Raw genomic sequence first — 25604 nt, 5'->3', positions numbered from 1 at the left:
TGCGCAACCGAACCGTCATGAAACGACAGATCACTTCCGAAGCCACCCGTCTCGCCCGGCAGCAGGCGAACTGGGCACTCAACGCGTTCAAGCGCTTTTCGTCCGACCGTTGCTCGGCGATGGCCGCGAGCATCGCGTTCTTCTCGGCGTTCTCGCTCGCGCCGACGCTCGTGATGGTCATTGCCGTAGCCGGCTGGTTCTACGGCGACGACGCCGCGCGCGGCCAGGTGTTCGAGCAGGCGCATCAGCTGATCGGCGACGACGCGGCCGCCAGCATCCAGACCATCGTGCAGAATGCGCACCGCGCGGGCGCAAGCGGCGGCATCGCGACACTGATCTCGTTCGCCGCGCTCGCGATCGGCGCTTCGGCAACGTTCGCGTCGCTGAACACGGCGCTGAGCGTGATTTGGCCGAGCACGGAAAACCGCTGGTCGAGCATGCTCGGCCTCGTGCGCGTGCGGCTGATTTCGTTCGGGCTCGTGCTCGGCGTCGCGTTCCTGCTGATCGTGTCGCTCGTGCTCGATACCGCGATCACGTTCATCGGCACCTGGCTGCTCGGCAATTCTCCGTACGTCGCGATCACGAATGTGCTGCAGTTCTTCGTCGGCATCGCGGTGCTCGCGGGCGCATTCGCCGCGCTGATGAAGTTCCTGCCCGACGCGCGCGTCGCGTGGCGCGATGCGATGATCGGCGGCGTCGTTTCCGCGATCCTGTTCTCCGGCGGCAAGAAACTGTTCGCGCTGTATCTGGCGCGCGCGGGCACGGCGAGCGCGTTCGGCGCGGCCGGGTCGTTCGCGGTGCTGCTGATGTGGCTGTACTTCTCGGCGGTCGTGCTGTTGCTCGGCGCTGAATTCGCGGCCGCGCGCGGCGACGCGCATGGCCGCACCGGCCAGCTGCCGCCCCCATCCGGGCCGGCCGCGCGCGCCACCGGTTCCGCGCGCGACGACTAACCGCCGCCCTCCTTCGCTGCCGGCCGCGCGATGCGCGCGCCGCGCTACGCGATCGCTCTGCGTTTCGCAACCACGTTCCCGGACCTCGCATGCCCGCCCGTTGACGCGTTCATTGCATCGACGTGCGCGGCGTGCTGCAACGGCAAACGTTTGCACGCCCGAATTTCCGCACGCAGAACCGCGAAATCCACGCTTCCGTCGCCAGGCGTGCCGCCCATCGCAACAATCGCAACGCAGCAACTGTCAACTGTTTCAAAAAGAGGAACAGTTGTTGATGTGCTTGATATATATGGATTTTTTCCCGCTGTTACCTTTTCGAGACACTTTATTTTTTAAGCTTTCTTGCATGGATGGCACTGCGCTATTCTCCAATCCGCAACAAATAATGAATCACGAATCATTTGCGTGGAGATACTCAACGATGAAGAAACTCGCTCTCTCGACCCTCTCGCTCGCCCTGCTGGGCGCCGCCGGCGCTGCTCACGCTCAGTCGAGCGTGACGCTGTACGGTGTGATCGATACGTCGATTGCCTACGTTCACGGCAACGACGGCCAGGCCAATAACATGTGGCAAATGCTGTCGGGCAATTTGCAAGGCAGCCGTTGGGGCCTGAAAGGTGCGGAAGATCTGGGCGGTGGCCTGAAGGCGATCTTCCAAATTGAAAACGGCTTCAACCCCGGCACGGGCAGGCTGAGCGCATCGAACACGATTTTCAACCGCCAGGCATACGTCGGCCTGGAAAGCAACCAGTTCGGCACGCTGACGCTGGGCCGCCAGTACGACCCGGTAGTTGACCTGGTCCAAGCAGTCACGGCTGACAACTACTTCGGCAGCTTCTTCGCAACGCCGGGTGACGTCGACAATAACGACAACAGCCTGCGCGTCAGCAACGCGATCAAGTACGCTTCGCCGGTTTGGGGCGGCTTCCAGTTCGAAGGCATGTACGGTCTGAGCGGCGTCGCCGGCAAGCCGGGTTCGGGTCAGACTTGGTCGGTCGCAGCCGCTTACAACAACGGCCCGATCGGCGTTGCAGCTGGCTACTTCTACGCAAACAACCCGACGCCGGCAGCAGGTGTGCGCACCACCTGGACGTCCACGACGGCCGACAACATCGTCGACGGCCCGATCAACTCGGGTTACGTGACGGCGAAGTCCATCGGCATCGCACAAGTCGCAGGCCAGTACGCAATCGGCCCGGTCACCCTCGGCCTCGGGTACAGCAACGCACAGTACAAGCCGGACGCATCGTCGGGCTTCGGTTCAACCGAGAAGTACAATACGGGCCGCGCGTTCGCAACGTACCAGATCACGCCGCCGCTGCTGCTGGGTCTGGGCTACTCGTACACGAAGGCGAGCGGCGACACGGACGCGAAGTACCATCAGGTTTCGCTGGGCGCGGATTACTCGCTGTCGAAGCGCACGGACGTCTACCTGGTCGGTGCATACCAGCACGCAAGCGGCACGCAACGCGTCGACGCGAATACGACGCAAGCCGCACAAGCGTCGATCGGCTCGTACGGCTACGCCGGCACGAAGTCCCAGGAAATGGTCGCACTCGGCCTGCGCCACAAGTTCTAAGAAGTACGTTTCCGGCATGCATGGCGTCTCCGACGCCATGCCGCCGAACTGCAAAACCAGTCACCGGTTTCGGCCGTGGCTGGTTTTTTTTTCGTCCGTCGCCGGCGGCGGTGCGGGCGACGAACGTCGCCTGCCCGCAGCAGCAGCGCGCCTCGATCGCGAACGGCGCGCGAGCCGCTGGTGGCTCGCGCCGTTCGACACGCCGCGAAACCGTTCCAGTGCGTGGCGACGCAGGCGCTTATCCGAGCACGACCGCATCGGCGCGCGAAGCCTGGTCCGCTACCGCCCGGACGCGACGTTCCGGCTCAAACCATCCACGCCCGACAGTGCGCCGCCCGGCCACGGAAGCAAAGCGCACGCCCGGCACCATACTGACACCCGCGTGCCGTCAACGGATCCGCCGATGCACCGACACGCACAGCGTATGCTTCGATGTGTCGATTTCGACGGCCGTCGTCCGTCGTATGGATGGCGGCACGCAGCGTGCCGCATCACCGACACCTGACAGGAGACGCTCCATGACGATTCAGAAGATCACGCCGTTCCTCTGGTACTCCACGGAAGCCGAAGAAGCCGCGGCGTTCTACGCGGGCATTTTTCCGAACTCGCGCGTCGTGCGCCTCACCGCGGTGTCCGGCACCAGCGGCACGCGGATGGTCGAATTCGAGCTGTTCGGGCAGCCGTTCATCGCGATGAGCCATCCGCGCACCGAGACGTTCAACCATGCGATCTCGTTGATGGTCAGTTGCGCCGACCAGGCGGAACTGGACCGCTACTGGAGTGCGCTGCTCGACAACGGCGGCACGGCCGACGGCTGCGGCTGGCTCCGGGACCGCTACGGCGTGTCATGGCAGATCGTTCCGGAAGCGCTCATTCCGATGATGGCCGATCGCGATGAGGTCAAGGCGGCGCGCGTTGCCGCTGCGATGATGCAGATGACGAAGTTCGACGTCGCCGCGCTGAAGGCAGCATACGCAGGTACAGGCGGCTGACGACGCCGCGGTATCAGGTTGCCCTTCCACGGGCCGCCATGCCGCTGAACAGGTGCGTGCGGCACGAACGCAGGCATCGGGTTTGCAAGCGCCATCGGCCGGGTTGCATCGCGCGTTACGCAATCGCGCGCAGCAACCATCGGCTTGCCGCTACGGCCACCGGAACGCTTCGACGATCTGCCGCGCGTCGCGAACGAAGGCGGCAACCGGTTAGCCGGACAGGATCGCACGTCGCCGTCGCTGCGCAGCGCGCAGCCGATGCGACGCGCGGTGCGGAATCGCGCATGCGCTCGCGCTCGAGCGCCCGTGCCGCGACGACGTGGTTCGGTGCGATCTTGCCGGTCGCGGCGCTGTACCGGATGCGTGCGAGCGCGCGCACTACGTTGCATTCGTCGCGACGCACGACGACGGTCACTTCCAGCGCGCGCGTTCGCGTCGCACCGCCGGCGGCGCCGACACGTCGAACGCGTCGAATATCCGGGCACGCCGCACCGCATCGCGGGGGTACAGACATCGTCACTAGCAGATCGATGTCGCCGCGCGGTTTCAGTCCGCCGACGAGCGCGAACCGGGCAGGTCAATCTCGAAACGTCGCACCGAGATGCCGCTTGATCGCCATGCATCAGCCCGTCGTCTGTTCGCAGACCTCGCCGGCAACGAACGGCGAGTCGGCGAGTCGGCGAGTCGGCGTTTCGGCGTTTCGGCGTTTCGGCGTGTCCGCTGTCGGCGCTCTGCGCGTCGACGTTCATCACATCGCCTGAGGTCCACGCGAGATGCGCGCAATACGCGACGCTGTCGAGTCGAGCATCGGCATGAACATGAACACGACGATCCTCTCACCTGTCGGCACGACCTGACGCCACCGGATGCGGGGCGCCTCGCGCCGCCACCGCGCCGCGTGAGCTCGCGCGTTGCGCTGCCATGTAAAAATCCCCGCACGCGTTCGCGTACGGGGATCGTCGGACATCGCGCTGGCCGCCGGCATGCATGCGGCGGCCAACGCGCGGCATTACGCCGCTGCGTCCTTCAGCTTCTTCAGCGCACGTGCCTTCACGCGCACGCTGGCCGGCTTTGCCGGGAACCAGCGCTCTTCGCCCGTGAACGGATCCTTGCCGAAGCGCTTCTTCTTCGCCGGCACGACTTGCGCCGTGATCTTCAGCAGACCCGGCAGCGTGAACTCGCCTGCGCCCTTCTTGTGAACCGAGCCCAGCACGACGTTCTCGAGTGCGGCGAGCACTGCCTTGACCGCCTTCACTTCGACAGCTGCGCGCTCAGCGATGTGCGTTGCGAGCGATGCCTTCGTGAACTTGTCCTTCAGCGGAGTCGGAGCGGCCGGTGCTGCCTTCGCGACAGCCTTCTTGGCCACTACTTTCTTCGCGGGCGCAGCCTTTTTGGCAGCCACTTTCTTGGTGGCCGGTGCGGCAGCCTTCTTGGCCACCTTTTTTGCGGAAGTCGCCATGTTTCTCCTACCAGGTGTGGTCGTTGGATACACGAAGCGTGCAACGCGCGCGCTTCAACGCCGGATTCTACAAGCGCCTTGGCGCTTCGTGGAGTACTTTTATGCGTTTTCGCGGGGTTTCCCGCAGGTTTTGTTGCGCGCGACCGACTCCGAAGACGCTCGAGCATCGAAAAACGCCTTCACGTATACGTCGAAACGCGCCCGAACGCGAATTACGTTCGATATTTGCGCACCTATACTGACCTCGCTCAGTGCCCCGGATGCCTTCATGCGCGAAGTCAGATACGTCAAAGGACTCGACGGCCTGCGAGCCATCGCCGTCATCCTCGTTTTCCTGTCCCACAAGGGCCACGTCCTCGCTGTCGACGTGGGCAAGCTCGGCGTGTGGACGTTTTTCTTCATCAGCGGATTCCTGATCGTCGGCGAACTGCATCGTAACCGTCAGGCAATCGAGAGCGGCACGATGACGCGCCGCCATGCGCTCGCGCTGTTCCTCGCGAAGCGTGCGCTGCGCATCTTTCCCGTCTACTACCTGCTGCTCGCCGCCCTCGCGATCGCGCACGCGCTGTTCTATCAGCGCGGCGTCAATCTCGGGCTCGCGTGGCACGCCGCGTTCCTGTCGAACTACTGGATCGGCGTCGTCAAGGACGGCTGGCCCGGCTCCACGTCGCACTTCTGGAGCCTCGCAGTTGAGCAGCAGTTCTATCTGATTGCGCCGCTCACGCTGCTCGCGGTGCCCGCCGCGCGTCACGTCGCGCTCGGCGTCGCGGCCGTCCTGCTGTGCGCGCTCGCGCATCTCGCGCTCTATGCGATCGACGCGTCGCCGGTGCTGATCTACGCGTTTTCGCCGTGGAATTTCGCACTGATCGCACTCGGCGGCATCGGCGCGATGGGGCTCGCCGATCTCGGCCCTGGCGCCGTTCGCCGCATTCCGCCAGGGTGGCTCGGCGCCGCGGGCGTCGTGTTCTTCCTCGCGCTGCCGGCGTTCAAGACGCTGCCGGATCTGGTCACCGGGTTCGTCGACCTCGGGCTCTCCGCATCGCTCGGCGCACTGATGTTGTGGATCGTCACCGAGCCGGACCATCCTGCGGTGACGCTGCTCGACTGGGGGCCGCTCGTCTATCTCGGCACGATCAGCTACGGCTTCTACCTGTTCCACAACCTGATTCCCGCACGATTCGGCGAGATGCCCGCGCTGTTCGCGCACGTGCCGATGCCGGAGATCGTGCGCGCGGCGCTGCCCGAACTGCTGCAGTTCGCGCTCGCCGTGTGGTTGGCCCACCTGTCATGGCGCTTTCTGGAAAAGCGTCTCCTCGACTTCAAGAAGCCGATCGCCGCGATGCTCGCGCGCTACTTCGTCGCTCGTCCGAGCACGTCGCCGCACTGAACGCCGGCAATGGCAAGCGTACGACGCGGGCGCAATACGGGCGCCCCGCACGCGACGCCGCTTGCCGGACCGGTGCAGCGCGCGCGATTTCGTCGTGCCGAACCGGGCGTCGTATCGGCAGACGACGCTCCCATCCGAGCCACACGCCGGGGCGGCGGCGAGGCACGTTGCGATTCGACGACCCGCGAGCCAAAACCGACGCCATCGCGCCGCCGTTCGATCGATCCCGTCGCACGCAACCTGCACGTCGGCGCCGGTTTCATCGTCACGGCCTTCCCGATACGACTCGTCGCGCATCGCGATCCAGATCGCGAGCCAGTCTCGATTCACACGAAGCGACACGAACGCCGTCGTTCGGCTCGATCCGACCCGCCACCGCCGCCGTCGCGCATCGACGCGACAGACCCGCTGACACGTTTCAGCCGTCGCCAGCGGCTGCGCCCACACGCAAAAAAGCCCCGGCGCACGAAGCGGCCGGGGCCAACGGAACAACCACCACCTGAAACGGCGAAGCAGCGCAGCTGCTTATGCGACAGCAGCCAGCGCGGGCAGACAGGTACGCAGGTACGCCTCGAATTCGCGGCTCACTTCCGGATGCTGGAGCGCGAGCTCGACGGTCGCCTTCAGATAACCGATCTTGCTGCCGCAATCGAAACGCGTGCCGTAATAGCGGTAGGCGAGCACCTGTTCGTTCGCGAGCAGCGACTGGACGGCGTCCGTCAGCTGCAACTCGCCGCCCGCGCCCGGCTTGAGCCGACGCAAATGATCGAAGATCGTCGGCATGAACACGTAGCGGCCGACCACGCCAAGATTCGACGGCGCATCTTCCGGCGCCGGCTTCTCGATGATGCCCGACAGCTTGATGATGTCCTCTTCCCATTCGCGGCCTTCGACGACGCCGTACGAACGGCTGTCCTCACGCGCGATCGTCTCGACCCCGATCACCGAGCTGTGATAGTGGTCGAACACGTCGACGAGCTGCTTGAGCACCGGCTGCTCGCCGTGCAGCAGGTCGTCGGCGAGAATCACCGCGAACGGCTCGCCATGCACGAGCTTTTCCGCGCACAGCACCGCATGACCGAGACCGAGCGCTTCCGGCTGGCGCACGTAGAAGCAGTTCACGTGGCTCGGCTTGATGCCGCGCACGAGCTCCAGCAGCTTTTCCTTGCCGCGCGCCTCGAGTTCGGCCTCGATCTCGTACGACTTGTCGAAGTGATCCTCGATCGCACGCTTGCTGCGCCCCGTCACGAAGATCATCTCGGTGATACCGGCGTTGATCGCTTCCTCGACCGCGTACTGGATCAGTGGCTTGTCGACGACGGGCAGCATTTCCTTCGGGCTCGCCTTCGTTGCCGGGAGGAACCGCGTGCCGAGACCGGCAACGGGGAACACGGCCTTGGTGACTTTCAACATGTTCGCATCCTGATTGCGTTGACTGCGCCGCGTCGCACAGCGACGCGGCACGATTGTTTTCCGAACGGCATATCGAGAATCGGCGGCACGGCCAATTCCACTCCGCTCATTTTCGATATGGACCGAATGCCCATGTTTTCCGGATAAAGGATAATCCGCCGATTCGGTCGATATTGCCGAACCCATTGCCGAAGCAGAAACAAATTACCGATTCTCCGGATACAATTGCTTACGAATCGAATTCCTCGATATACGGGACGCCGCCCCGCTCGACGCCGGGGCGAATCGGCTCGTTCTTCAGCGCCTCGCGGTACGCCGACAGCACGGCCATGACCAGCAGTACTGCCGCGCTCGCGATCCAATGCATGTCCATCTTGCCGCTCCTTGCATCAATCAACCGGAGCTTCAAACTATCAGAAAAAAATCGGCAAATAATTGTAGCGCCCGCGAAACCGCTTTCACGTCCGGATAAAACCACCATCTGAAATATCATTATTCCCGCGTGCGATTTTTTTATTGATTCGCTCGAATTCTTGCGCATTACGATTGGACCATCCCCTTCATCCGTCGCAAGGAATCGCATGCAAGCTTTCAGCGGATCGTCATCGGCTGCGCCGCCCGTCGCCGACCACAAGGAACACGTGATCGACGCGATGCGCGGGTTCGCGGCGCTGCTCGTCGCCTATTTTCATTGCCGCCAGGTCGTGTGGGTCGGCATGCAGAGCTTTCATCGGGCCTACGGCCACGCACTCGACCCGAGCGTGATCGTCGGCTATCTGACATTTCCGTTCGCGTGGGGCTCGGCCGGCGTGCCGATTTTCTTCGTGATCAGCGGCTACTGCATCCACCGTAACGCGGCGCTCAAGCTGGCAGCCGACCCCGCGTACCGGCTCGATGCGCCCAACTTCTGGGCGCGCCGCTTCGCGCGCATCTATCCGGTATTGCTCGCCGCGCTGCTGTTCACGCTCGCGATGGATGCGGTCAGCCTGCAGATCGCGCCTGTCAGCCACAAGATCCGCGACGTCGGCCTCAGCGCATTCCTCGTGAACCTGTTCTCGCTGCAAGGCGTTGCCGGTTACACGTACGGGTCGAACGGCGCGCTGTGGACGTTGTCGCTCGAAGTGCAGTTCTACGCGATCTATCCGCTGTTGTTCGCGCTGCGCCGGCGCATCGGCATGCCGGCCATCGTCGCGGCCGTCGCGCTCGTCAACGTCGCGTCGGCATGGCTGCTCGAGCGGCACGACCTGCAGTTCTTCACGTCGTACTGGTTGTCGTGGACGGTCGGCGCGTGGATTGCCGACGTGCGCGCGCAGCCCGCGCGCGGCACGGCCGACGTGCCGTCGCGCGCGTGGTACGGCGCGGCCGCCGTGCTGCTCGCCGCGGGTTGCGGTGCATTCCACTTCGGTCAATACGGCGCGTTCCAGCTATGGGCGGCCGGCTTCGCGTGCTTCCTGTACCGCGCGCTTGCGTGCCCGCCCCGGCCGACGCCGCTGTTGCGCGTGCTCGGCTGGTTCGGCGACTTCAGCTACTCGCTGTACCTCGTCCATCTGCCGCTGTTCGTCTGCCTCGGCTCGGTGCTGTTCCATTCGGAGCTCCAGCTGTCGATCTGGCCGTCGCTCGCGTTCATGGCCGTCGCAATTCCGGTCGCGTACGTGTTCTACCGGCTGTTCGAACGCCCGGCGATGATGTGGTCGGCCAGCCTCAAGCCGGCGCGGCCCGCGCGCGTTGTCGCGCCCGCGCCCGAACAGGCGGCGTGACCACGCCGTTTCGACTCTGACGCGCCCCGAGCAGTGTCACGTTGCTCGGGGTTTTTCATGTGCGGAACCTGCGTGAGCAGACGAACGCGCATCAGCGTCGCAACCGCAGCCCGTGCAGCGCGCCGACGGGCGCCTGCCGTCCGTAGCGCGACTCCCGTAGCGCGACTCCCGTAGTGCGACTCCCGTAGTGCGACTCCCGTAGTGCGACTCCCGTAGTGCGACTCCCGTAGTGCGACTCCCGTAGCGCGACTCCCGGAGTGCGACTCCCGTAGCGCGATTCGAACGCGAAGGCCCTCATGCAGCGCAACGCCGCATGAGGGCCCGTTTTCCGCGGATCCGGGCGACACGCGACGCGCGCCGCCCCAGCCCGCCGCTTACCGCTTCTTCGCCTTCGCGGCCTTCGCCGTATCCGCAAGGATCTTCTCGACGCGCTCCACGTAGGTTTCGGTGCCGAACCGGCGCACGGCGGTCGCGCGCCCGCTTGCGACGAGCCGCTCGCGCAGCGCGCCGCCGTGTTTCAGCCGGCCGAGCGCATCGGCCAGCGCGGCCGCGTTGCCCGGCTCGCACAGCAGCCCGTTCTCGCCGTCTTCGACGATCTCGACGACTCCGCCCGCGCGCGCCGCGACCACCGGCCGCCGAGCGAGCATCCCTTCGACGATCACGCGCCCGAACGGCTCCGGCGTGATCGACGTATGCGCGACCACGTCGACCGCCTTCATGCACGCTGCCACGTCGCGCTGGAATCCGAGGAAATGCACGCGCGCATCCATCCCGTGTCGTGCAACGATCTCGTGCAGCTGCGCCGCGTATTCGTCTTCGCCGAACAGCGGCGCGCCGACCAGCACCACGTGCATGTCGGGATCGCGCGCGGCGGCCTCCAGAAGCAGGTGCTGCCCCTTCCAGTGCGCGAGCCGGCTGAACGAACCAACGAGCCACGCGTGCTCAGGCAGCCCGAAGCGCGCACGCAGCGCGGCCTGGCTGGCCGCGTCGAGCGCATCGAACGGTTCTGCCGAAATCCCGTTGAACACGACGTCGACGTGCTGCGGCGTGAACCCCGTCAGCGCGCGGAACGCCTGCGCCGACGCATCCGAGTTGGCGATCACGCGCGTAACGCCGAACCGCGCACAGTACTTGATCGCGGTCAGTTGCTTGCGGCCGAAATGCTCGCCGCTGACGATGTCGCGCAGATGCCAGACCACCGGCTTGCGCGCGAGCCGTCCGGCCAGCGCCGCGACCACCATCGCGCGCTGCGTGTTCGCGTAGATCACCTCGGCACGGCGCGCGCGCCGTGCGACGTTGCGCACCAGTGCGACCAGCTGCTTCAACGCGCCGGCCGACACGCCACCTTGCTTGCGCACGCCCGCGAGCGCGCCCTGGTCGAGCACGTCGACGCGCGCGCCGATCTCGTCGAGCGCCGCACGGAACGGCCCGTCGTCGAACAGCAGCACGTCCGCGTTCGCGCGCATGTGCTTCATGATTTCCAGCAGCGACAGCTCCGCGCCGCCCAGCACGCCGCTCTGGTCGAGCACGAGCGTCGCCGGTCCGCGGGGGGCAGGCAGCGGCGCAGCGGCCGTGCCGCGCTGCGCGGTCGAGCCGGGCAACGCGGCTTCCACGTAGTCGAGAAAGCGTCGCCGGAACGTGTCGGCGGAGAAGCGCTCCGCGTTCGCACGGCACGCGTGCGGCGTGAAGCGCTGCGGCGCGCGCTCGAACTCGTCGAGCGCCGCGACGATCGCGTGCGGCGCCTGCTCGTCGAAGAACAGCCCGGTCGGATGCGCGTGCGCGCGCGGTTCCAGCACGGTCTCGAGCGCACCGCCCTTTCCGTATGCGATCACCGGCGTGCCGCACGCCTGCGCCTCGACCACCGAGATCCCGAAGTCTTCTTCGGCAGCGAACACGAACGCCTTCGCGCGCCGCATCCGGTCGTGCAGCACCGCGAACGGCTGGTAACCCATGATCTCGACGTTCGGGCCGGCCTTTGCGCGGATCTTCTGCATCTCGGGGCCGTCGCCGATCACGACGAGCTTGCGCTCCGGCGTGCGCGAGAACGCTTCGACGATCAGGTCGATCTTCTTGTACGGCACCATCCGCGACGCAGTGAGGTAGAAGTCGTCCTTCACCTCGTTCAGCGAGAACGCGTCGACGTCGACCGGGGGGAAGATCACCGCCGCATCGCGGTGATACACCTTGCGGATGCGCCGCGCGATGAACTCCGAGTTTGCGACGAAGCCGTCCACGGCGTTCGCGGTGCGCGTGTCCCAGTTGCGGATGTAGTGAAGAATCATCCGCGCGAGCAGCGACTTCGGCCCGTGCGTGAGGTTCGACTGTTCCAGATACTGGTGCTGCAGGTCCCACGCATAGCGGATCGGCGAATGCACGTAGCTGATGTGCACCTGGTCCGGTCCCGTCAGCACGCCCTTCGCAACCGCATGGCTGCTGGAGATCACGAGGTCGTAGCCGGACACGTCCAGCTGCTCGATCGCGAGCGGCATCAGCGGCAGGTAGCTGCGGTACTTGGTGCGCGCGAACGGCAGCTTCTGGATGAACGACGTCGTCACCGGCTTGCCGCGCACGAACGCGCGGTCGTCGAGAAAATCGACGAGGCTGAACAGGTCCGCGTCGGGAAAGCACGCGACGATCTGTTCGAGCACGCGCTCGGCGCCGGCATAGGTAACGAGCCAGTCGTGGACGATCGCCACGCGCACCGGGCGCGACGCACCGCGCACGCCCGCGTGCCCGGCCGGTTCGGCACGGCGCAGCGCGGTGGCGCCGCCGGCGTCGGCCGCGGCGGCATCGGCCGTGGCGACGTTCAGGATGGCGTGTTCCGCCAGATCGCGATTCATATGGTTTTCCTCGCATTGAGACGGACGAACAGGTCGCGCACGAGCGCGCGCAGTGCCGGCGTCATCGTGAACGACCACGCAAGGTTCAGCACCAGCACGATCGCGCAGAGCCCGATCGACTCGCCGAGCCCCGGCCACGCTTGCGCGAGCAACAGGCTCGCGAGCAGGAAGGCGAGATGCGCGAGCATGTCGAGCACGATCGCGCGCATCCGGATCGCCGACAGGTACAGCAGCACGCCGTAGTCGACGAGCGCGCGCGCCGCGACGACCACCGCCGCGCCGATCAGGCCGAAGTGATGAATGCCGAGCCACAGGCCGCCGACGAAAAACGGCATCTCGACGAGGCCGGCGAATGCGGCGCGTGCCGGGTTGACCTGCGACTGGATCAGGATCCGCGTGACGCTCGCCTGACCGACGAGCCACACGCTGATCACCAGCACGCGGCCGACCGGCGCCGAATGCGCGGCGAGATCGGCGCCGACCCACAGCGTGAGGAACGGCGCGAGCGCGAAGATCGCGACGATGCCGACCGGTGTGAACACGCCGTTCAGGAATTCGAGCGACTGGCGCGCGAGCGTATCGGCGTGGTCGCGGCCGACCGCCGACAGCCGCGGGAACAGCGTGCGCACCAGCGCGTTCGGCAACATGTTCAGGCGCGTAACGAGGTTCTGCGGCACCGTGTAGTACGTGACGAATTTCGCGCCCATGCCGGCGCCGAGCATCACGCGGTCGAGCGTGTCCGCGATCATGCTGGTCGTGCTCGCGATCAGCATCCAGCCGCCGAAATTGAACAGCCCCTTTGCGGTGCCCCACTGCGGCGGGTCGATGCGCCGGATCCCGAGCACCTTGATGCTCGCGTGACCGAGCATCACCGCCGCGATCAGCCTCGCGACGACCGCGGCGGCCAACACCGTCTGCAGGTTCGGCGCGATCCACCACGCGGCGCCGAGCGGCAGCAACTGGAACAGGAACGTGCCGATCGTCTGGTTCGTGTTGAACACGCCGAACCGCTCGGCGCCGTTGATGGCGCCGGCGAACACCCACGACACGTTCGCGAGCGGAATCGCGAGCGCGAGCCACGGCAGCGCGAGATACACCTCGTGCTGCATCGCCGCCGACACCTTCGTGAAATACGCGGTGTAGACGAACGCGCCGAAATAGATCAGCAGGCCGCCGGCGACGCCGGTGCCGAGGTTCAGCCAGAACGCGCTCCAGAACACGCGCGCGCTTTCGTCCGCGTCGCCGCTGGCCAGCGCTTTCGAGATGTGGTTCTGCGCGGCCATGCTCATCCCGAGATCGAGGATCCCGAAATAGCCGATCAGCGTCCATACGAGGCTGACGACGCCGTAGCGTTCGACACCGAGCGCATGGATATACGCGGGCACCGTCACCAGCGACACGAAGGTCGGCAGGATCAGCCCGATGAAGTTGATCGAAACGTTCTTGAGTATGCCTTTGTCCATGCTTGAGCCCATGGGCCTGTTCGCGCCGATAACGCACGTTCGCGCCATTAAAAACACTTCGTGAGGCCGGCTGCCATTAACCGGAACGGGCCGATGACGGCGACGACGGTGCGCCGTCCGTCACGGCTTCCAGCGATACATCAGTACCTTGCCGCGCGCGTCTTCCTCGACGAACACCAGGTATTCGCCGTTCTCGCGCCGGAACGCGCTGATGCCGAACGGTACGTCGACCCAGCCCGACGCCTTGCCGACTTCCGCACCGGGACTCATCACGCCGACTTCCTTGCCGGTTTCCTTGTCGTACACATGAATCTTGCCGACCGGCTCGACGGTAAAGATGTAGCGCCCCTCGACCGTGATTCCGATCAGGTCGAGAATCGGCTTCGCGTCGAGCTGCCACGGCAGCGCGATCTGGTAGCGCACCACCGGCGAGCCGCTCGACCACTTGTCGAAACGCACCAGCACGCGGCCGACTTCCTTGTTGATGCCCGGCTGCGGCGGCGCATCGGCCGTATAGCCGGTCACGTACAGGGTGTCCGTCTGCGGCTCGTAGATCGCGCGGCGCAGCTGCGTGAACGGCTGCGGCATCGGATAGGTCGTGACCTTGTCGTACGAGTAGATCGGATTGCCGGCCTTGTCGAGCCCGCCGTAGGCGAAGCGGTGAATGCCGCGCACGTCGCTCGTGCGCCAGATGTCGCCCTTCGTGTCGACCCACCAGCCCCAGCCACCCGCTTTCGCCTTGCCCGTCGTATTGGTCGTGAACTCGTCGGCATCGAGCCGGCCGTTGCCGTTCGTGTCGCGCCAGATCCAGTCGCCGCCCGGCGGTTTGTTCGGCACCTTGTCGACCGGCCGCGCGCGCCCCGCGATCAGGCCCGACGGAATCGCGATCTCGCCGTCGCGCTTCGCGTCGAAGCGATAAATCTTCAGGTGATCGGCGTACATGTCGGTCAGATACAGGAACGTGCGGCCGTCGACGCGCCGCGCGAACGGCATGCCCGGATACTGGTCCGTATGGAACACGGGATCGTCCGGATACTTGAAGCGGTTCGACAGGAACCCTGCGTATTTCCAGTCCCGGCCGGGCGGCTTCGACAGGTCGAGCTCGAAGCGCTTGTTGCCCGTGTACACGCTGTTCGGCCGCGCGGGATCGAGCCACGCGCCGTCGACGAACAACAGCCCCTGCACCTGCCAGCGGAGCTTGCCGTCCGGCGTGTAGCTTTCGAGCACCGCGCCGAGCCCCGCGCCGATCGTGTCGTGACGGGGGCCGATGCCGTTCATCGATACATAGACGTTGCCCGCGCGATCGACGCCCACGCCCGTCAGTCCATTGAAGCGCTGCGGCCCCGGGCGGCCCGGCACCGGGCCCGCGAAGATGCCGCCGCGCTCGCCGAGCGTGCCGGACGGCGCATAGCCGTTGGCACCCTTCGAGAAGATCAGGATCTGCTGGCGCGGGCCGTTGTCGGCGACCAGCACGCGCCCTTTCGCATCGACTGCCACGTCCACCGCGTCGGTGCCTTCGGGCAGCGCGGGCGCGTCGTCGAGCTTGCGGCCGTCCGCGCGCACGTGCACGAGATGCGCGGGCCCGCCGAGCGTATCGGTCAGCAGCCACAGCGTGCCGTCGGCGGCGAGCGCAATGCGGCCCGGCTCGTGCGCACTCCACGTGCCCTTCTTCTGCATCGTCTCGGCGTCGAATACGTCGACCGCATCATGCGACGGGTTCGTCGCGAACAGCGTCTTGTCGTCGGCCGCGAGACCGCCCACTTCGGCCTTGGCTTCGCCCACTTCAGAGCGCGCCGGCGCCGGCACTTCGTTGACCATCATGAAACTCGCGGCCATTCGCGCTCGGCCGGCATCGGCGCGCCCGCCCGGCGCGACCTGCGGCGCCGCGCGAAACGGCGCCGGCTGCTTCATGTCCGCGATCGTGCGGCGCGAGATGCCGAACCACTGCTTGCCCTTGTCCGGCCAAATGCCGGGCGCCTGCAGATGGCCGCGCTCGTTGCCGACGCCGATCGCGACGTACGCATATTTGCTGTTCACCGCGACCGCGTTGCCGCCGAGGTTGCCCCAGCCGTGCGTGCCGCCGGCGAAGCCGAGCATTTTCCCGTCGTGGTAGACGCTCGCCTCGGCGCCGCTCTCGTCCCACGGCGCATTCGTATACACCTTGCCGTCCGGCGTGACCGCGATCGCGCGAATGTCGATCTGCGTCCAGCTGCCGTCGCCATAGCCGAACGTGTTGCCGATCCACGACGTGGTCGCGGGCAACACGGTTTCAGCGGCGGCGCTCGCAGACAGCACCGCGCATACCGTCATCCCAACCAGAATCAGACGTCGCAATGCGCTCTCCAGATTCGATGCAAAAGCGACGGCCACGCGGCGTGCCGGTTGCCGCGCATGACCTGTCGCTCTAAATGGGTTTCAAACGTCGCGATGCAGGTTACAAGCAAAAATAATCACAAGAAATTTGGAAATATTTGGGGATGTTTCCGCCTGAAATATTGCGCCGGACCCACCGGATTCGGATGCGGCAAAACGGCAATATCGACCGGCTTTCGCACGCCACTCCGTAGAAAATGCCGCATCACCCCGCCCGCCGGGCCGCGCAGCCTGCAAACCTTTCACGCGGCGATGGCAACCGTCGTCATCCGAACGTTTTCATTCGGATAAATGACACGCGTTTTTTTGCCGATTTCTTTTCCCTAGAATCGATTTCGATTCCATATTTCTTTTAAACGCATGCATTACGTTCACGCATCGGATGGGCGGCGCGCGACGGCACGTGCCGCGCATCGCGAAGGAGCGGCGCGATGACGGGCATCCCGCGCACCGCCGACGTCGCCGTGTCCTCGCACGGCCAACATGGACGCATCGTGCAACTCGACGGGCTGCGCGCTATCGCGGTGGGCGCCGTGTTCCTGCAGCACGCGCTGAAGGCGCCGCTGTGGATGGGCGTCGACCTGTTCTTCGTGCTGAGCGGGCTGCTGATTACCGGCATCCTGCTCGACCGGAAGGCGCGCGGTCAGTCGTACTTCAGCCACTTCTACGCACGTCGCGTGCGCCGGATCCTCCCGCCGTACGTGCTGCTGCTCGTCGTGTCGACGCTGCTGTTCGGCGCAAGCTGGCTGCCGCACTGGCCGTGGTTCGCGTTCTTCTCGACCAACATCGGGCTGTCGCTCGGCAGCATCGGCCATGACAGCCTGAACGTGCTGTGGTCGCTCGCCGTCGAGGAGCAGTTCTACATCTTCTGGCCGTTCGTCGTGCTGTGGTGCTCCGAACGCGCGCTGCTGTGGATCGCCGCCGCGCTCATCGTCGCCGCGCCGGTGCTGCGCGCGATCGCGACGCCGTGGTTCGACTCGTTCTGGCCGATCTACTACCTGACGCCGTTCCGGATGGACCTGCTTGCCGCCGGCGCGCTGCTCGCGATCGTGCTGCGCCGCGACCGGCGCGCGCTCGAGCCGTTCTATCCGCTCGCGATCGCCGGCGCGCTGGTGTCGCTCGCGATCCTCGGCTGGCTGCACCTGTCGTTCCCGCGCTTTCGCGCGGCGAACACGCCGCTGTCGAATGCCGCGCTCTACAGCATTTCGCTGCTGCTCTGCACGTCGATCGTCGTGATCGCGCTGCGCGGACGCGGTCTCGTGCAGCGCGTGCTGACGAACCCGTTGCTCGTCTACGTCGGCACCGTCAGCTACACCGTCTACCTGATTCATCTGAGCGTGCTGTATGCGCTGTGGCCGCTGCATCTGAACCGCTTCGTCACGGCCGCGCTCGCGCTCGCCATCACGCTCGTATACGCGACCGCGTGCTGGTACGGCTTCGAGCGACGCCTGACGCGCGGCCCCGCCCGCGGCGCAATGCCCGCCGCCGCACGCACGACCGCCTGACTTTCTCAATCCATCGTTTCGACAGGACATTGCCATGAGCCAAAATCGCAAGAAGGCCATCATCACGGGGATCACGGGGCAGGACGGCGCCTACCTGACCAAGCTGCTGCTCGACAAGGGCTACGAGGTCACCGGCACGTACCGCCGCACCAGCTCGGTGAACTTCTGGCGCATCGCCGAACTCGGCGTCGATACGCACCCGAACCTGTCGCTCGTCGAGCATGACCTGACGGATGCCGGCTCCAGCCTGCGGCTGCTCGAACGCACGCAGCCGGACGAGCTGTACAACCTGGCCGCGCAGAGCTTCGTCGGCGTATCGTTCGACCAGCCGGCAACGACCGCCGAAGTGACTGGCATCGGCCCGCTGAACCTGCTCGAGGCGATTCGCGTGGTCAGCCCGAAGACGCGGTTCTATCAGGCGTCGACGTCCGAGATGTTCGGCAAGGTGCAGGCGATTCCGCAGACCGAAACGACCGCGTTCTACCCGCGCAGCCCGTATGGCGTGGCGAAGCTGTACGCGCACTGGATGACCGTGAATTATCGGGAGTCCTACGACCTGTTCGGCTGCAGCGGCATCCTGTTCAACCATGAATCGCCGCTGCGCGGACGCGAGTTCGTCACGCGCAAGATCACCGACACCGTCGCGAAGATCAAGCTCGGCAAGGCGACCAAGCTCGAGCTCGGGAACCTCGACGCCAAGCGCGACTGGGGCTTCGCGCTCGAATACGTCGAAGGGATGTGGCGGATGCTGCAGGCCGACGAGCCGGACACCTACGTGCTCGCGACCAACCGCACCGAGACGGTACGCGACTTCGTGCGGATGGCATTCGCTGCGGCCGGCTACCAGATCGAATGGACCGGCAAGGGCGAGCAGGAACGCGGCATCGACGCATCCAATGGCAATGTGCTCGTCGAAGTGAATCCGAAGTTCTATCGCCCTGCGGAAGTCGACCTGCTGATCGGCTGCGCGGACAAGGCAAAGTCGAAGCTCGGCTGGGCGCCGGAGACGACGCTCGAACAGCTTTGCCAGATGATGGTCGAAGCCGATCTGACGCGGAATCGTCACCATGACACGTACTGAAGCCGGCCGACCGTCGCGCCGGGCGTTCGTTACCGGCGTGACGGGCTTCACCGGCCGCTACATGGCGCAGCGGCTCGAGGCGGCCGGCTACGACGTGTGGGGCACCGTCGCGCCCGGTGCGGCTCGCCCCGACGATCCGGCGTTCGCGAACTGCACGCTGCTGCCGGCCGACCTGCTCGATGCGGAGGCCGTGCGTGCGGCAGCGGCCGATGCGCGGCCCGATGCAGTCGTGCATCTTGCCGCGCGGGCGCACGTCGCGCAGGACGAACCGTCGCAAACGTACGCGGTCAACATCGTTGGCACGCGCAACCTGTTGGCCGCGCTGGCGGGCCTCGACAGCCGCCCGTCGGCGGTGTTGCTCGCGAGCAGCGCGAACGTCTACGGCAATTCGACGGGCGGCGTGCTCGACGAAACGGTGCCGCCCGCGCCGGCGAACGACTACGCGGTCAGCAAGCTCGCGATGGAGTATGCGGCGAAGCTGTGGGCCGAGCGCTTGCCGATCGTGATCGCGCGGCCATTCAACTACACGGGCGTCGGCCAGGACGACGCGTTTCTGCTGCCGAAGCTCGTGTCGCATTACGCACGCAACGCGCCGCGCATTTCGCTCGGCAACCTCGACGTGAGCCGCGATTTCTCCGACGTGCGCGACGTGACGAACGTATATCTGAAGCTGCTCGAAGCCGCGCCGGCCGGCGAGACGTTCAACGTCTGCTCGGAGCGTGCGTATTCGCTGAAGGAGGTGCTGGCGATGCTGGCGCGGATCGCCGGCTATGTGATCGACGTGACGATCGATCCGCGATTCGTGCGGCACAACGAAGTGAAGAGCCTGTCCGGCTCGCGCGACAAGCTGCGACGCGTGGTGGGCGAGTTGCCGGTGACGCCGCTCGACGACACGCTGCGCTGGATGATGGACGCAGTGCGCAGCGCGCAGGCCCGCTGATTCCCGCGACGCGGCACGTTCCGCACCCGCCAAAAAGAAACGGGCCGCTCGATGTCGAGCGGCCCGTTGTCATGTCGGCGCCGAAAAAGGTGCAGCGCGCTCAGCCGGCCAGGCCGCGCGCGAGATCGTTGCGCAGGTCGCCCGCGTCTTCAAGGCCGACCGCGAGGCGAATCAGCCCTTCGGTGATACCCGCGGCCGCGCGCGCTTCGGGCGTGATCCGACCATGCGTGGTCGTCGCCGGATGCGTGATCGTCGTGCGCGTGTCGCCGAGGTTGCCGGTGATGGAAATCAGCTTCGTGCTGTCGATCACGCGCCATGCGTTCGCGCGCTGCTGTTCCGGCGTATCGCCCTTCAGCTCGAACGACACGATTGCGCCGCCCGCCTTCTGCTGACGCTTCGCGAGCGCGTGCTGCGGGTGCGATTCGAGCCCCGGATAGAACACGCGCGCAACCGCCGGATGCGCATCGAGCCAGCGCGCGATTTCGAGTGCGTTCGCCGACTGCTTCTCGACACGCAGCGACAGCGTCTCCATCCCCTTCAGCAGCACCCATGCATTGAACGCCGACAGCGTCGGGCCCGCGCTGCGCACGAACGGGAAAACCTTGCCCATGATGAACTCCTTCGAGCCGACCAGTGCGCCGCCGAGCACGCGGCCCTGCCCGTCGAGGAACTTCGTCGCCGAATGCATGACGACGTCCGCACCGAGCTTCAACGGCTGCTGCAGCACCGGGCTGCAAAAACAGTTGTCGACGACGAACAGCGCGTTCGCGGCCTTCGCGATCTTGCCGATCGCTTCGATGTCGGCGAGTTCGGTGAGCGGGTTCGACGGCGTTTCGAGAAAGAACATCTTCGTCTCGGGCCGCACCGCTTCCTGCCATGCGTTCAGGTCGGTCGGATCGACGAACGTCGTCGTGATCCCGAACTTGCTGAAGATCTGCGAGAACATTCCGAGCGTCGACCCGAACAGGCTGCGCGAGCTGACGAGATGATCTCCCGCCTGCAGCGCGGACATCACGACCGACATGATCGCGGCCATGCCCGACGCCGTCGCGATGCAGGCCTCGCCGCCTTCGAGCGCGGCGAGACGATCCTGGAACATGGTGACGGTCGGGTTCGTGAAGCGCGAATAGGTGAAATAGTCTTCCGAATTCGCGAAGCGTTCAGCCGCCTCCGCCGCGCTCGTGAAGCAAAAGCTCGACGTGAGGAACAGCGCTTCCGAGTGCTCGTTGTAGTCGCTGCGCTGCGTGCCCGCGCGCACGGCGAGCGTGTCGAAGTTGAGGGAGTCGTCCATGTTCCGTTTTCCGTATTCGAGGGCCGCGCCGGCGATCATCCAACGGGCGCGCACCCAGCCACAAAGTCAGGCCAAAACAAAAAGCCCGCTATGCGTCGGCATCAGCGGGCTTCGGTGCGGTACGACAGCGATCGACTCGGGCCGGCTGCCGCCGGCCTTCGCTTTAGCTGTTTTGGGAAGTCGCCCCGCGTCCGCAAGCTGAATCAAATCGACGCAAGGCGACATCCTATCACGCTTCGTCGGAAGCGTGCGCCGGCATCATTCAACCGACAGTTGCAGGTTCATCTGCGAACGCGCAGTGTCGCTCGCCGTATCGCGATCGGCCTGCGATGCCGGCGCGAGGCGCGCGCGCTCGATCGAATCGAGGTATTCGGGCGTCACCGCGCCGGTGATGTAGTCGCCGTCGAAGCACGACGCCTCGAAGCGTTCGAGCTTCGGATTGATGTCGCGCACCGCGCGGCGCAGATCGTCGACGTCCTGATAGATCAGGTGATCGGCGCCGATGATCTTCGCGACTTCCTCGTCCGTGCGGCCGTGCGCGACCAGTTCTCCACGCGTCGGCATGTCGATGCCGTACACGTTCGGGAATTTCACGGGCGGCGCCGCCGACGCGAAGATCACCGACTTCGCGCCTGCATCGCGCGCCATCTGCACGATCTCGTGCGAGGTCGTGCCGCGCACGATCGAGTCGTCGACGATCAGCACGTGCTTGTCCTTGAATTCGATGCTCATCGCATTGAGCTTCTGGCGCACCGATTTCTTGCGCACCGCCTGGCCCGGCATGATGAACGTGCGGCCGACGTAGCGGTTCTTGAAGAAGCCTTCGCGATACTCGACGCCGAGCTTCGCGGCCACCTGCATCGCAGCCGGACGCGACGAATCGGGGATCGGCATCACGACGTCGATCGGCACGTTCGGCAGCTCGCGCTTGATCTTCTCGGCGAGGTAGTCGCCCATGCGCAGGCGCACGTTGTAGACCGGCACGCCGTCGAGGCACGAGTCCGGACGCGCGAGATACACGTATTCGAACATGCACGGATTCAGCGTCGGGTTTTCCGCGCACTGCTGGCTGTGGAAATTGCCGGCCTTGTCGATGAAGATCGCTTCGCCCGGCTGCACGTCGCGCACGAATTCGAAGCCGATGCCTTCGACGGCCACCGACTCCGACGCGACCATCCACTCGGTGCCGTGTTCGGTTTCGAGCTTGCCGATGCAAAGGGGGCGAATGCCGAACGGATCGCGGAACGCGAGCAGGCCGTAGCCGGCAATCAGCGACACGATCGCGTACGAGCCCTGGAGGCGGCGATGCACGCCCGCCACCGCCTTGAACACGGCGGCCGGGTCGAGTTCGAGGCCGGTGGTCGACAGCTGCAGCTCGTGCGCGAACACGTTGAGCAGCACTTCGCTGTCGGAATTGGTGTTGATGTGCCGGCGGTCGATCCGGAACATCTCGTCTTTCAGCTGTTCCCAGTTCGTCAGGTTGCCGTTGTGCGCGAGGATGATCCCGAACGGCGCGTTCACGTAGAACGGCTGCGCTTCGGCTTCGCTCGACGCCGAGCCGGCCGTCGGATAGCGGACCTGGCCGATGCCGAAGGTACCGGGCAGGCTGCGCATGTTGCGCGTGCGGAACACGTCGCGCACCATGCCGTTCGCCTTGTACATGTGGAAATTGCTGCCGTCCGCCGTCGCGATGCCCGCTGCGTCCTGACCGCGATGCTGCAGCAGCAGCAGGCTGTCATAGATCAGCTGATTGACCGGGGATTGGGAGATAACGCCTACGATGCCGCACATGGCATGTCCTTCAAGATGACAAAATCGGTTCGGTCCTGCCCGGCCGCGTCGTCACACGCGTACGTACTGGGCCATGCCGTCGGGCAGGAGCTGCTTCAGCTCGTGCACGCCCTGTTCGGCGATAGGACGCAATAGCGCATTGCGCCAGAAATCCTGTTTGGGCAACTCGGTCAGCCCGGCCGCCGCGACCAGCAGCACCACCAGCACGCAGCCGCGGACCAGCCCGAACATCATGCCCAGCGAGCGATCGACTCCGCCGAGGCCCGTCGCCTGCGCGATCCGCGACAACAGCGCGTTCGCGACGCCCGCGACGAACACGACGCCGATTACGATCAGCGCGAACGCGAGCACCCACTGTGTCAGCGCGCCGCCCGGCCAGTTCGCCGGGATGTACGGCACCACCAGTCCGACATAGCGGCCCGCGATCACGACCGCCGCGATCCAGCCGATCAGCCCGAAAATCTCCGAGACGAAACCGCGCCATGCGCCACGCAGCGCAGACAACGCGATTACCGCCAATACAGCGTAGTCGAAAGCCGTCAGCATCGCACGTTACTGCGTGAGCCCGGCTTCGCGCACCTTCGCGATCGCGGCGGATGCCGCCGCGCGATCCGCAAACGGGCCGGCACGCAGCAGTGTAGCCGTGCTGCCGTCCGCCTGCTTGCGATGCTCGACATATGCGGGCACGCCCGCGGATTTCAACTTGGTGGCCCACGAACGGGCCGTCGTGTCGTCCTTGAACGATCCGAGCTGCACCGCGAAGCGCGCACCTGCAGGCGACGCCGGCGACGATGCATCGCCGCTGTCGGCCGCGGCGTCGGCATTCGCGACGGCCGCGGGCGCCGGCTTCGGCGCGGCCGGCTTCACTGCCGGCGCGGGCGCGGCCGGCTTTGCAGCGGGCTTCGCCGGCGCTACGCCAGCTGTGGTGGTCGAGGTCGTGGTATCCGGTTTCGCGGCCGGCTTGGCCGCATCTTTCGCGGGCGCCGGAACGGCGGCCACCGCGACGTCGGACGCCGGTGGTTCGTCGTGCGCGACGCCCGCCTGCACGTCGGCCGCATCGTCGTCGCGCGGCGCGACAGCCTGATGCGCGGGCCGGTTCGGGATGTCGATCGCGATGTCGTCCGTCACCGGCTTCGGATGCGAATCGAGCACCATCGGCAGCACGATCACCGCGGCGACGACGAGCGCGATCGCGCCGACGAGACGCCGGCGGGCGCGTTGCTTTTCAGGAAGGGTCGGATCGAGGAGCAGTGCGTCCGATTCCGGACGCTCGGTGCGGCGCGTGCGGCGCTCGACACGTTCCGTGCGCTCCGTGCGCACGTTCCGGGAGGCCCCGGTACGACCGCCGCGCCGCGGGGGCGCGTCGTCGTCTTTCTTGCCGAACGAGAAAATTCCCATGAATGGCTGAGTCCGAAACTGCCCGTCAGTCAGTGTTGCTGCGATTTCCGGTAGGCCATCACACCTGCCACCGTATGGAAACTGCCGAAAACCACGATTCTATCATTCTCGGATGCTCTTTTTAGTGCATCGCGAAACGCGTCGGACGGCGACGCGAAGCGGGTCACGCTCGAATCGGCGCCGTCTTCCACGCCGGCCTTGCGCAGCGCGGCTTCGAGCTGCTCCGCGCTGGCCGCCCGCGGCAACGGCAGGTCGGTCACGCACCAGTGGTCGATCTCGCCTTTCAGGTGCCGCAGCACGCCGTCGATGTCCTTGTCGTGCATCGCGCCGAACACCGCGTACGTGTACGGAAAGAAGCCCATGTTGCCGAGATTCTGCTCGAGCACGGCCGCCGCATGCGGATTGTGCGCGACGTCGAGCACGATCGCGGGCTTGCCGGGCAGCACCTGGAAGCGCCCCGGCAGCTCGACGTTCGCGAGCCCGAGCCGGATGTCCTGCGCGGACACCGGCAGCACCGGCCGCAGCGCCTCGAGCGCGGCCAACGCGGCCGACGCGTTGATCAGCTGGTTCGCGCCGCGCAGCGCCGGATACGCGAGCGCCGGATAACGCTTGTCGCGGCCGAGGTAGCTCCATTGCTGACGTTCTGCGCCCGGCTGCGCTTCGTAGCGGAAGTCGCGCCCGACCAGCCACAGATCGGCGCCGATCGCGTTCGCATGGTCGACCAGCGTGTGCGGCACCGCCGGATCGCCGCAGATCGCCGGCTTGCCTGCGCGAAAGATGCCGGCCTTCTCGAACGCGATCTTCTCGCGCGTGTCGCCGAGGTATTCGGTGTGGTCGATGTCGATGCTCGTCACGATCGCGCAATCGGTGTCGATGATGTTGACCGCGTCGAGCCGGCCGCCGAGGCCGACTTCGAGGATCACCGCGTCAAGCCCGCGCGACGCGAACAGGTGCAGGATCGCGAGCGTCGTGAATTCGAAATACGTGAGCGACACCGGTTCCGGCATCGACGTGCGCGCCGCTTCGACGGCCTCGAAGTGCGGCAGCAGCTCCGCATCGCTGACCTGCTGCCCGTTCACGCGCGCGCGCTCGGTGAATTCGAGCAGGTGCGGCGACGTGTGACAACCGACCTTGTAGCCCGCGTGCACGAGAATCGCCTCGAGGAACGCGCACGTCGAGCCCTTGCCGTTCGTGCCGCCGACCGTGATCACCGGGCATGCGAATTCGAGCTGCAGCGCCGCCTTGACCTGCCCGATACGGGTGAGGCCCATGTCGATGCCGACCGGGTGCGCGCGTTCGAGATGCGAAAGCCACGCGTCGAGAGTGGGAAAAGTGCTCATCGGATCAAATCTGAATCGGTACCGCCACTACGCCAAAAAACGAAA

At 65.9% G+C, this 25604-nt stretch carries 20 protein-coding genes; 9 read left to right on the top strand and 11 right to left on the bottom strand.

All coding sequences use genetic code 11. The annotated features are described in order from the left end of the window. Positions 1-17: 17 nt before the first annotated feature. The 4 genes from WK25_RS22495 to WK25_RS22480 all read left to right on the top strand — a co-directional run bounded on the left by WK25_RS22495 (position 18) and on the right by WK25_RS22480 (position 3521). Positions 18-950 carry a YihY/virulence factor BrkB family protein gene (locus WK25_RS22495; RefSeq protein WP_059546477.1) on the top strand — a complete coding sequence of 311 codons (933 nt, stop codon included), beginning with the start codon at positions 18-20 and terminating at the stop codon, positions 948-950. Between the two features lie 421 nt (positions 951-1371). Then, positions 1372-2529 (top strand): porin, encoded by a 1158-nt coding sequence (locus WK25_RS22490; RefSeq protein WP_069242776.1) that lies wholly within the window; start codon positions 1372-1374, stop codon positions 2527-2529. 16 nt (positions 2530-2545) lie between these two features. Continuing rightward, positions 2546-3034, top strand: coding sequence for a hypothetical protein (locus WK25_RS22485; RefSeq protein ID WP_069242775.1), 489 nt, complete (start codon positions 2546-2548; stop codon positions 3032-3034). 13 nt (positions 3035-3047) lie between these two features. Then, positions 3048-3521, top strand: coding sequence for a VOC family protein (locus tag WK25_RS22480; RefSeq protein WP_069242774.1), 474 nt, complete (start codon positions 3048-3050; stop codon positions 3519-3521). Between the two features lie 1009 nt (positions 3522-4530). On the opposite strand, the gene WK25_RS22470 is transcribed toward WK25_RS22480, so the two are convergent. After that, positions 4531-4980, bottom strand: coding sequence for an HU family DNA-binding protein (locus tag WK25_RS22470; RefSeq protein ID WP_006492882.1), 450 nt, complete (start codon positions 4978-4980; stop codon positions 4531-4533). 268 nt (positions 4981-5248) lie between these two features. Between WK25_RS22470 and WK25_RS22465 the strand changes: the two genes are divergently transcribed. After that, positions 5249-6367 (top strand): acyltransferase family protein, encoded by a 1119-nt coding sequence (locus WK25_RS22465; RefSeq protein WP_069242772.1) that lies wholly within the window; start codon positions 5249-5251, stop codon positions 6365-6367. A 525-nt stretch (positions 6368-6892) separates the two neighbouring features. Here the strand turns inward: WK25_RS22465 and galU are convergent. After that, entirely contained in the window at positions 6893-7780 is an 888-nt protein-coding gene (galU, locus tag WK25_RS22460) for a UTP--glucose-1-phosphate uridylyltransferase GalU (protein ID WP_040139440.1), read from the bottom strand. A 229-nt stretch (positions 7781-8009) separates the two neighbouring features. Further along, the gene (locus WK25_RS31820; protein ID WP_167432665.1) at positions 8010-8153 is read right to left on the bottom strand and encodes a hypothetical protein; all 144 of its coding nucleotides are present in this window, start codon (positions 8151-8153) and stop codon (positions 8010-8012) included. Positions 8154-8361: 208 nt separating this feature from the next. Between WK25_RS31820 and WK25_RS22455 the strand changes: the two genes are divergently transcribed. After that, the gene (locus tag WK25_RS22455) at positions 8362-9537 is read left to right on the top strand and encodes an acyltransferase family protein (protein ID WP_059546468.1); all 1176 of its coding nucleotides are present in this window, start codon (positions 8362-8364) and stop codon (positions 9535-9537) included. 374 nt (positions 9538-9911) lie between these two features. Here the strand turns inward: WK25_RS22455 and WK25_RS22450 are convergent, their stop codons facing one another. The 3 genes from WK25_RS22450 to WK25_RS22440 all read right to left on the bottom strand — a co-directional run bounded on the left by WK25_RS22450 (position 9912) and on the right by WK25_RS22440 (position 16150). After that, positions 9912-12377 carry a glycosyltransferase family 4 protein gene (locus tag WK25_RS22450; protein ID WP_069242771.1) on the bottom strand — a complete coding sequence of 822 codons (2466 nt, stop codon included), beginning with the start codon at positions 12375-12377 and terminating at the stop codon, positions 9912-9914. Beyond that, complete coding sequence (locus tag WK25_RS22445; RefSeq protein WP_059546465.1) at positions 12374-13840, bottom strand: flippase; 1467 nt, start codon at positions 13838-13840, stop codon at positions 12374-12376. Before WK25_RS22445 ends, WK25_RS22450 begins: the two co-directional genes overlap by 4 nt. Before the next feature lie 120 nt (positions 13841-13960). After that, on the bottom strand, positions 13961-16150 hold the full coding sequence (locus tag WK25_RS22440) for a hypothetical protein (protein WP_069242770.1): 2190 nt from the start codon (positions 16148-16150) through the stop codon (positions 13961-13963). Positions 16151-16644: 494 nt separating this feature from the next. Between WK25_RS22440 and WK25_RS22435 the strand changes: the two genes are divergently transcribed. The 3 genes from WK25_RS22435 to WK25_RS22425 are packed head-to-tail and all read left to right on the top strand — an operon-like array spanning position 16645 to position 19739. Beyond that, the gene (locus WK25_RS22435) at positions 16645-17718 is read left to right on the top strand and encodes an acyltransferase family protein (RefSeq protein ID WP_040139435.1); all 1074 of its coding nucleotides are present in this window, start codon (positions 16645-16647) and stop codon (positions 17716-17718) included. 34 nt (positions 17719-17752) lie between these two features. Then, positions 17753-18799 carry a GDP-mannose 4,6-dehydratase gene (gene gmd, locus WK25_RS22430; RefSeq protein ID WP_040139434.1) on the top strand — a complete coding sequence of 349 codons (1047 nt, stop codon included), beginning with the start codon at positions 17753-17755 and terminating at the stop codon, positions 18797-18799. After that, positions 18786-19739: an NAD-dependent epimerase/dehydratase family protein gene (locus WK25_RS22425; protein ID WP_069242769.1), complete on the top strand. Its 954-nt coding sequence runs from the start codon at positions 18786-18788 to the stop codon at positions 19737-19739. The genes gmd and WK25_RS22425 overlap by 14 nt, the downstream gene beginning before the upstream one ends. Positions 19740-19839: 100 nt before the next feature. Here the strand turns inward: WK25_RS22425 and WK25_RS22420 are convergent, their stop codons facing one another. From WK25_RS22420 to folC, 5 genes are all read right to left on the bottom strand, one after another. Then, positions 19840-21030, bottom strand: a complete 1191-nt coding sequence (locus tag WK25_RS22420) for an O-succinylhomoserine sulfhydrylase (protein ID WP_069243497.1) — start codon at positions 21028-21030, stop codon at positions 19840-19842. A gap of 258 nt (positions 21031-21288) precedes the next feature. Continuing rightward, positions 21289-22821 (bottom strand): amidophosphoribosyltransferase, encoded by a 1533-nt coding sequence (purF, locus tag WK25_RS22415; RefSeq protein WP_040139432.1) that lies wholly within the window; start codon positions 22819-22821, stop codon positions 21289-21291. 51 nt (positions 22822-22872) lie between these two features. After that, a complete protein-coding gene (locus WK25_RS22410) occupies positions 22873-23367 on the bottom strand; it encodes a CvpA family protein (protein ID WP_040139431.1) in 495 nt (164 codons plus the stop codon). Between the two features lie 6 nt (positions 23368-23373). Beyond that, on the bottom strand, positions 23374-24219 hold the full coding sequence (locus tag WK25_RS22405) for an SPOR domain-containing protein (protein WP_040139430.1): 846 nt from the start codon (positions 24217-24219) through the stop codon (positions 23374-23376). Positions 24220-24248: 29 nt separating this feature from the next. Continuing rightward, the gene (folC, locus tag WK25_RS22400; protein ID WP_069242768.1) at positions 24249-25559 is read right to left on the bottom strand and encodes a bifunctional tetrahydrofolate synthase/dihydrofolate synthase; all 1311 of its coding nucleotides are present in this window, start codon (positions 25557-25559) and stop codon (positions 24249-24251) included. Between the last annotated feature and the right edge of the window lie 45 nt (positions 25560-25604).

Origin of the sequence: Burkholderia latens (assembly GCF_001718795.1) — a bacterium.
GTDB lineage: Bacteria > Pseudomonadota > Gammaproteobacteria > Burkholderiales > Burkholderiaceae > Burkholderia > Burkholderia latens_A.
Note: the sequence above shows the minus strand (reverse complement) of the source record. Positions and strands in the feature narration are given on the sequence as shown.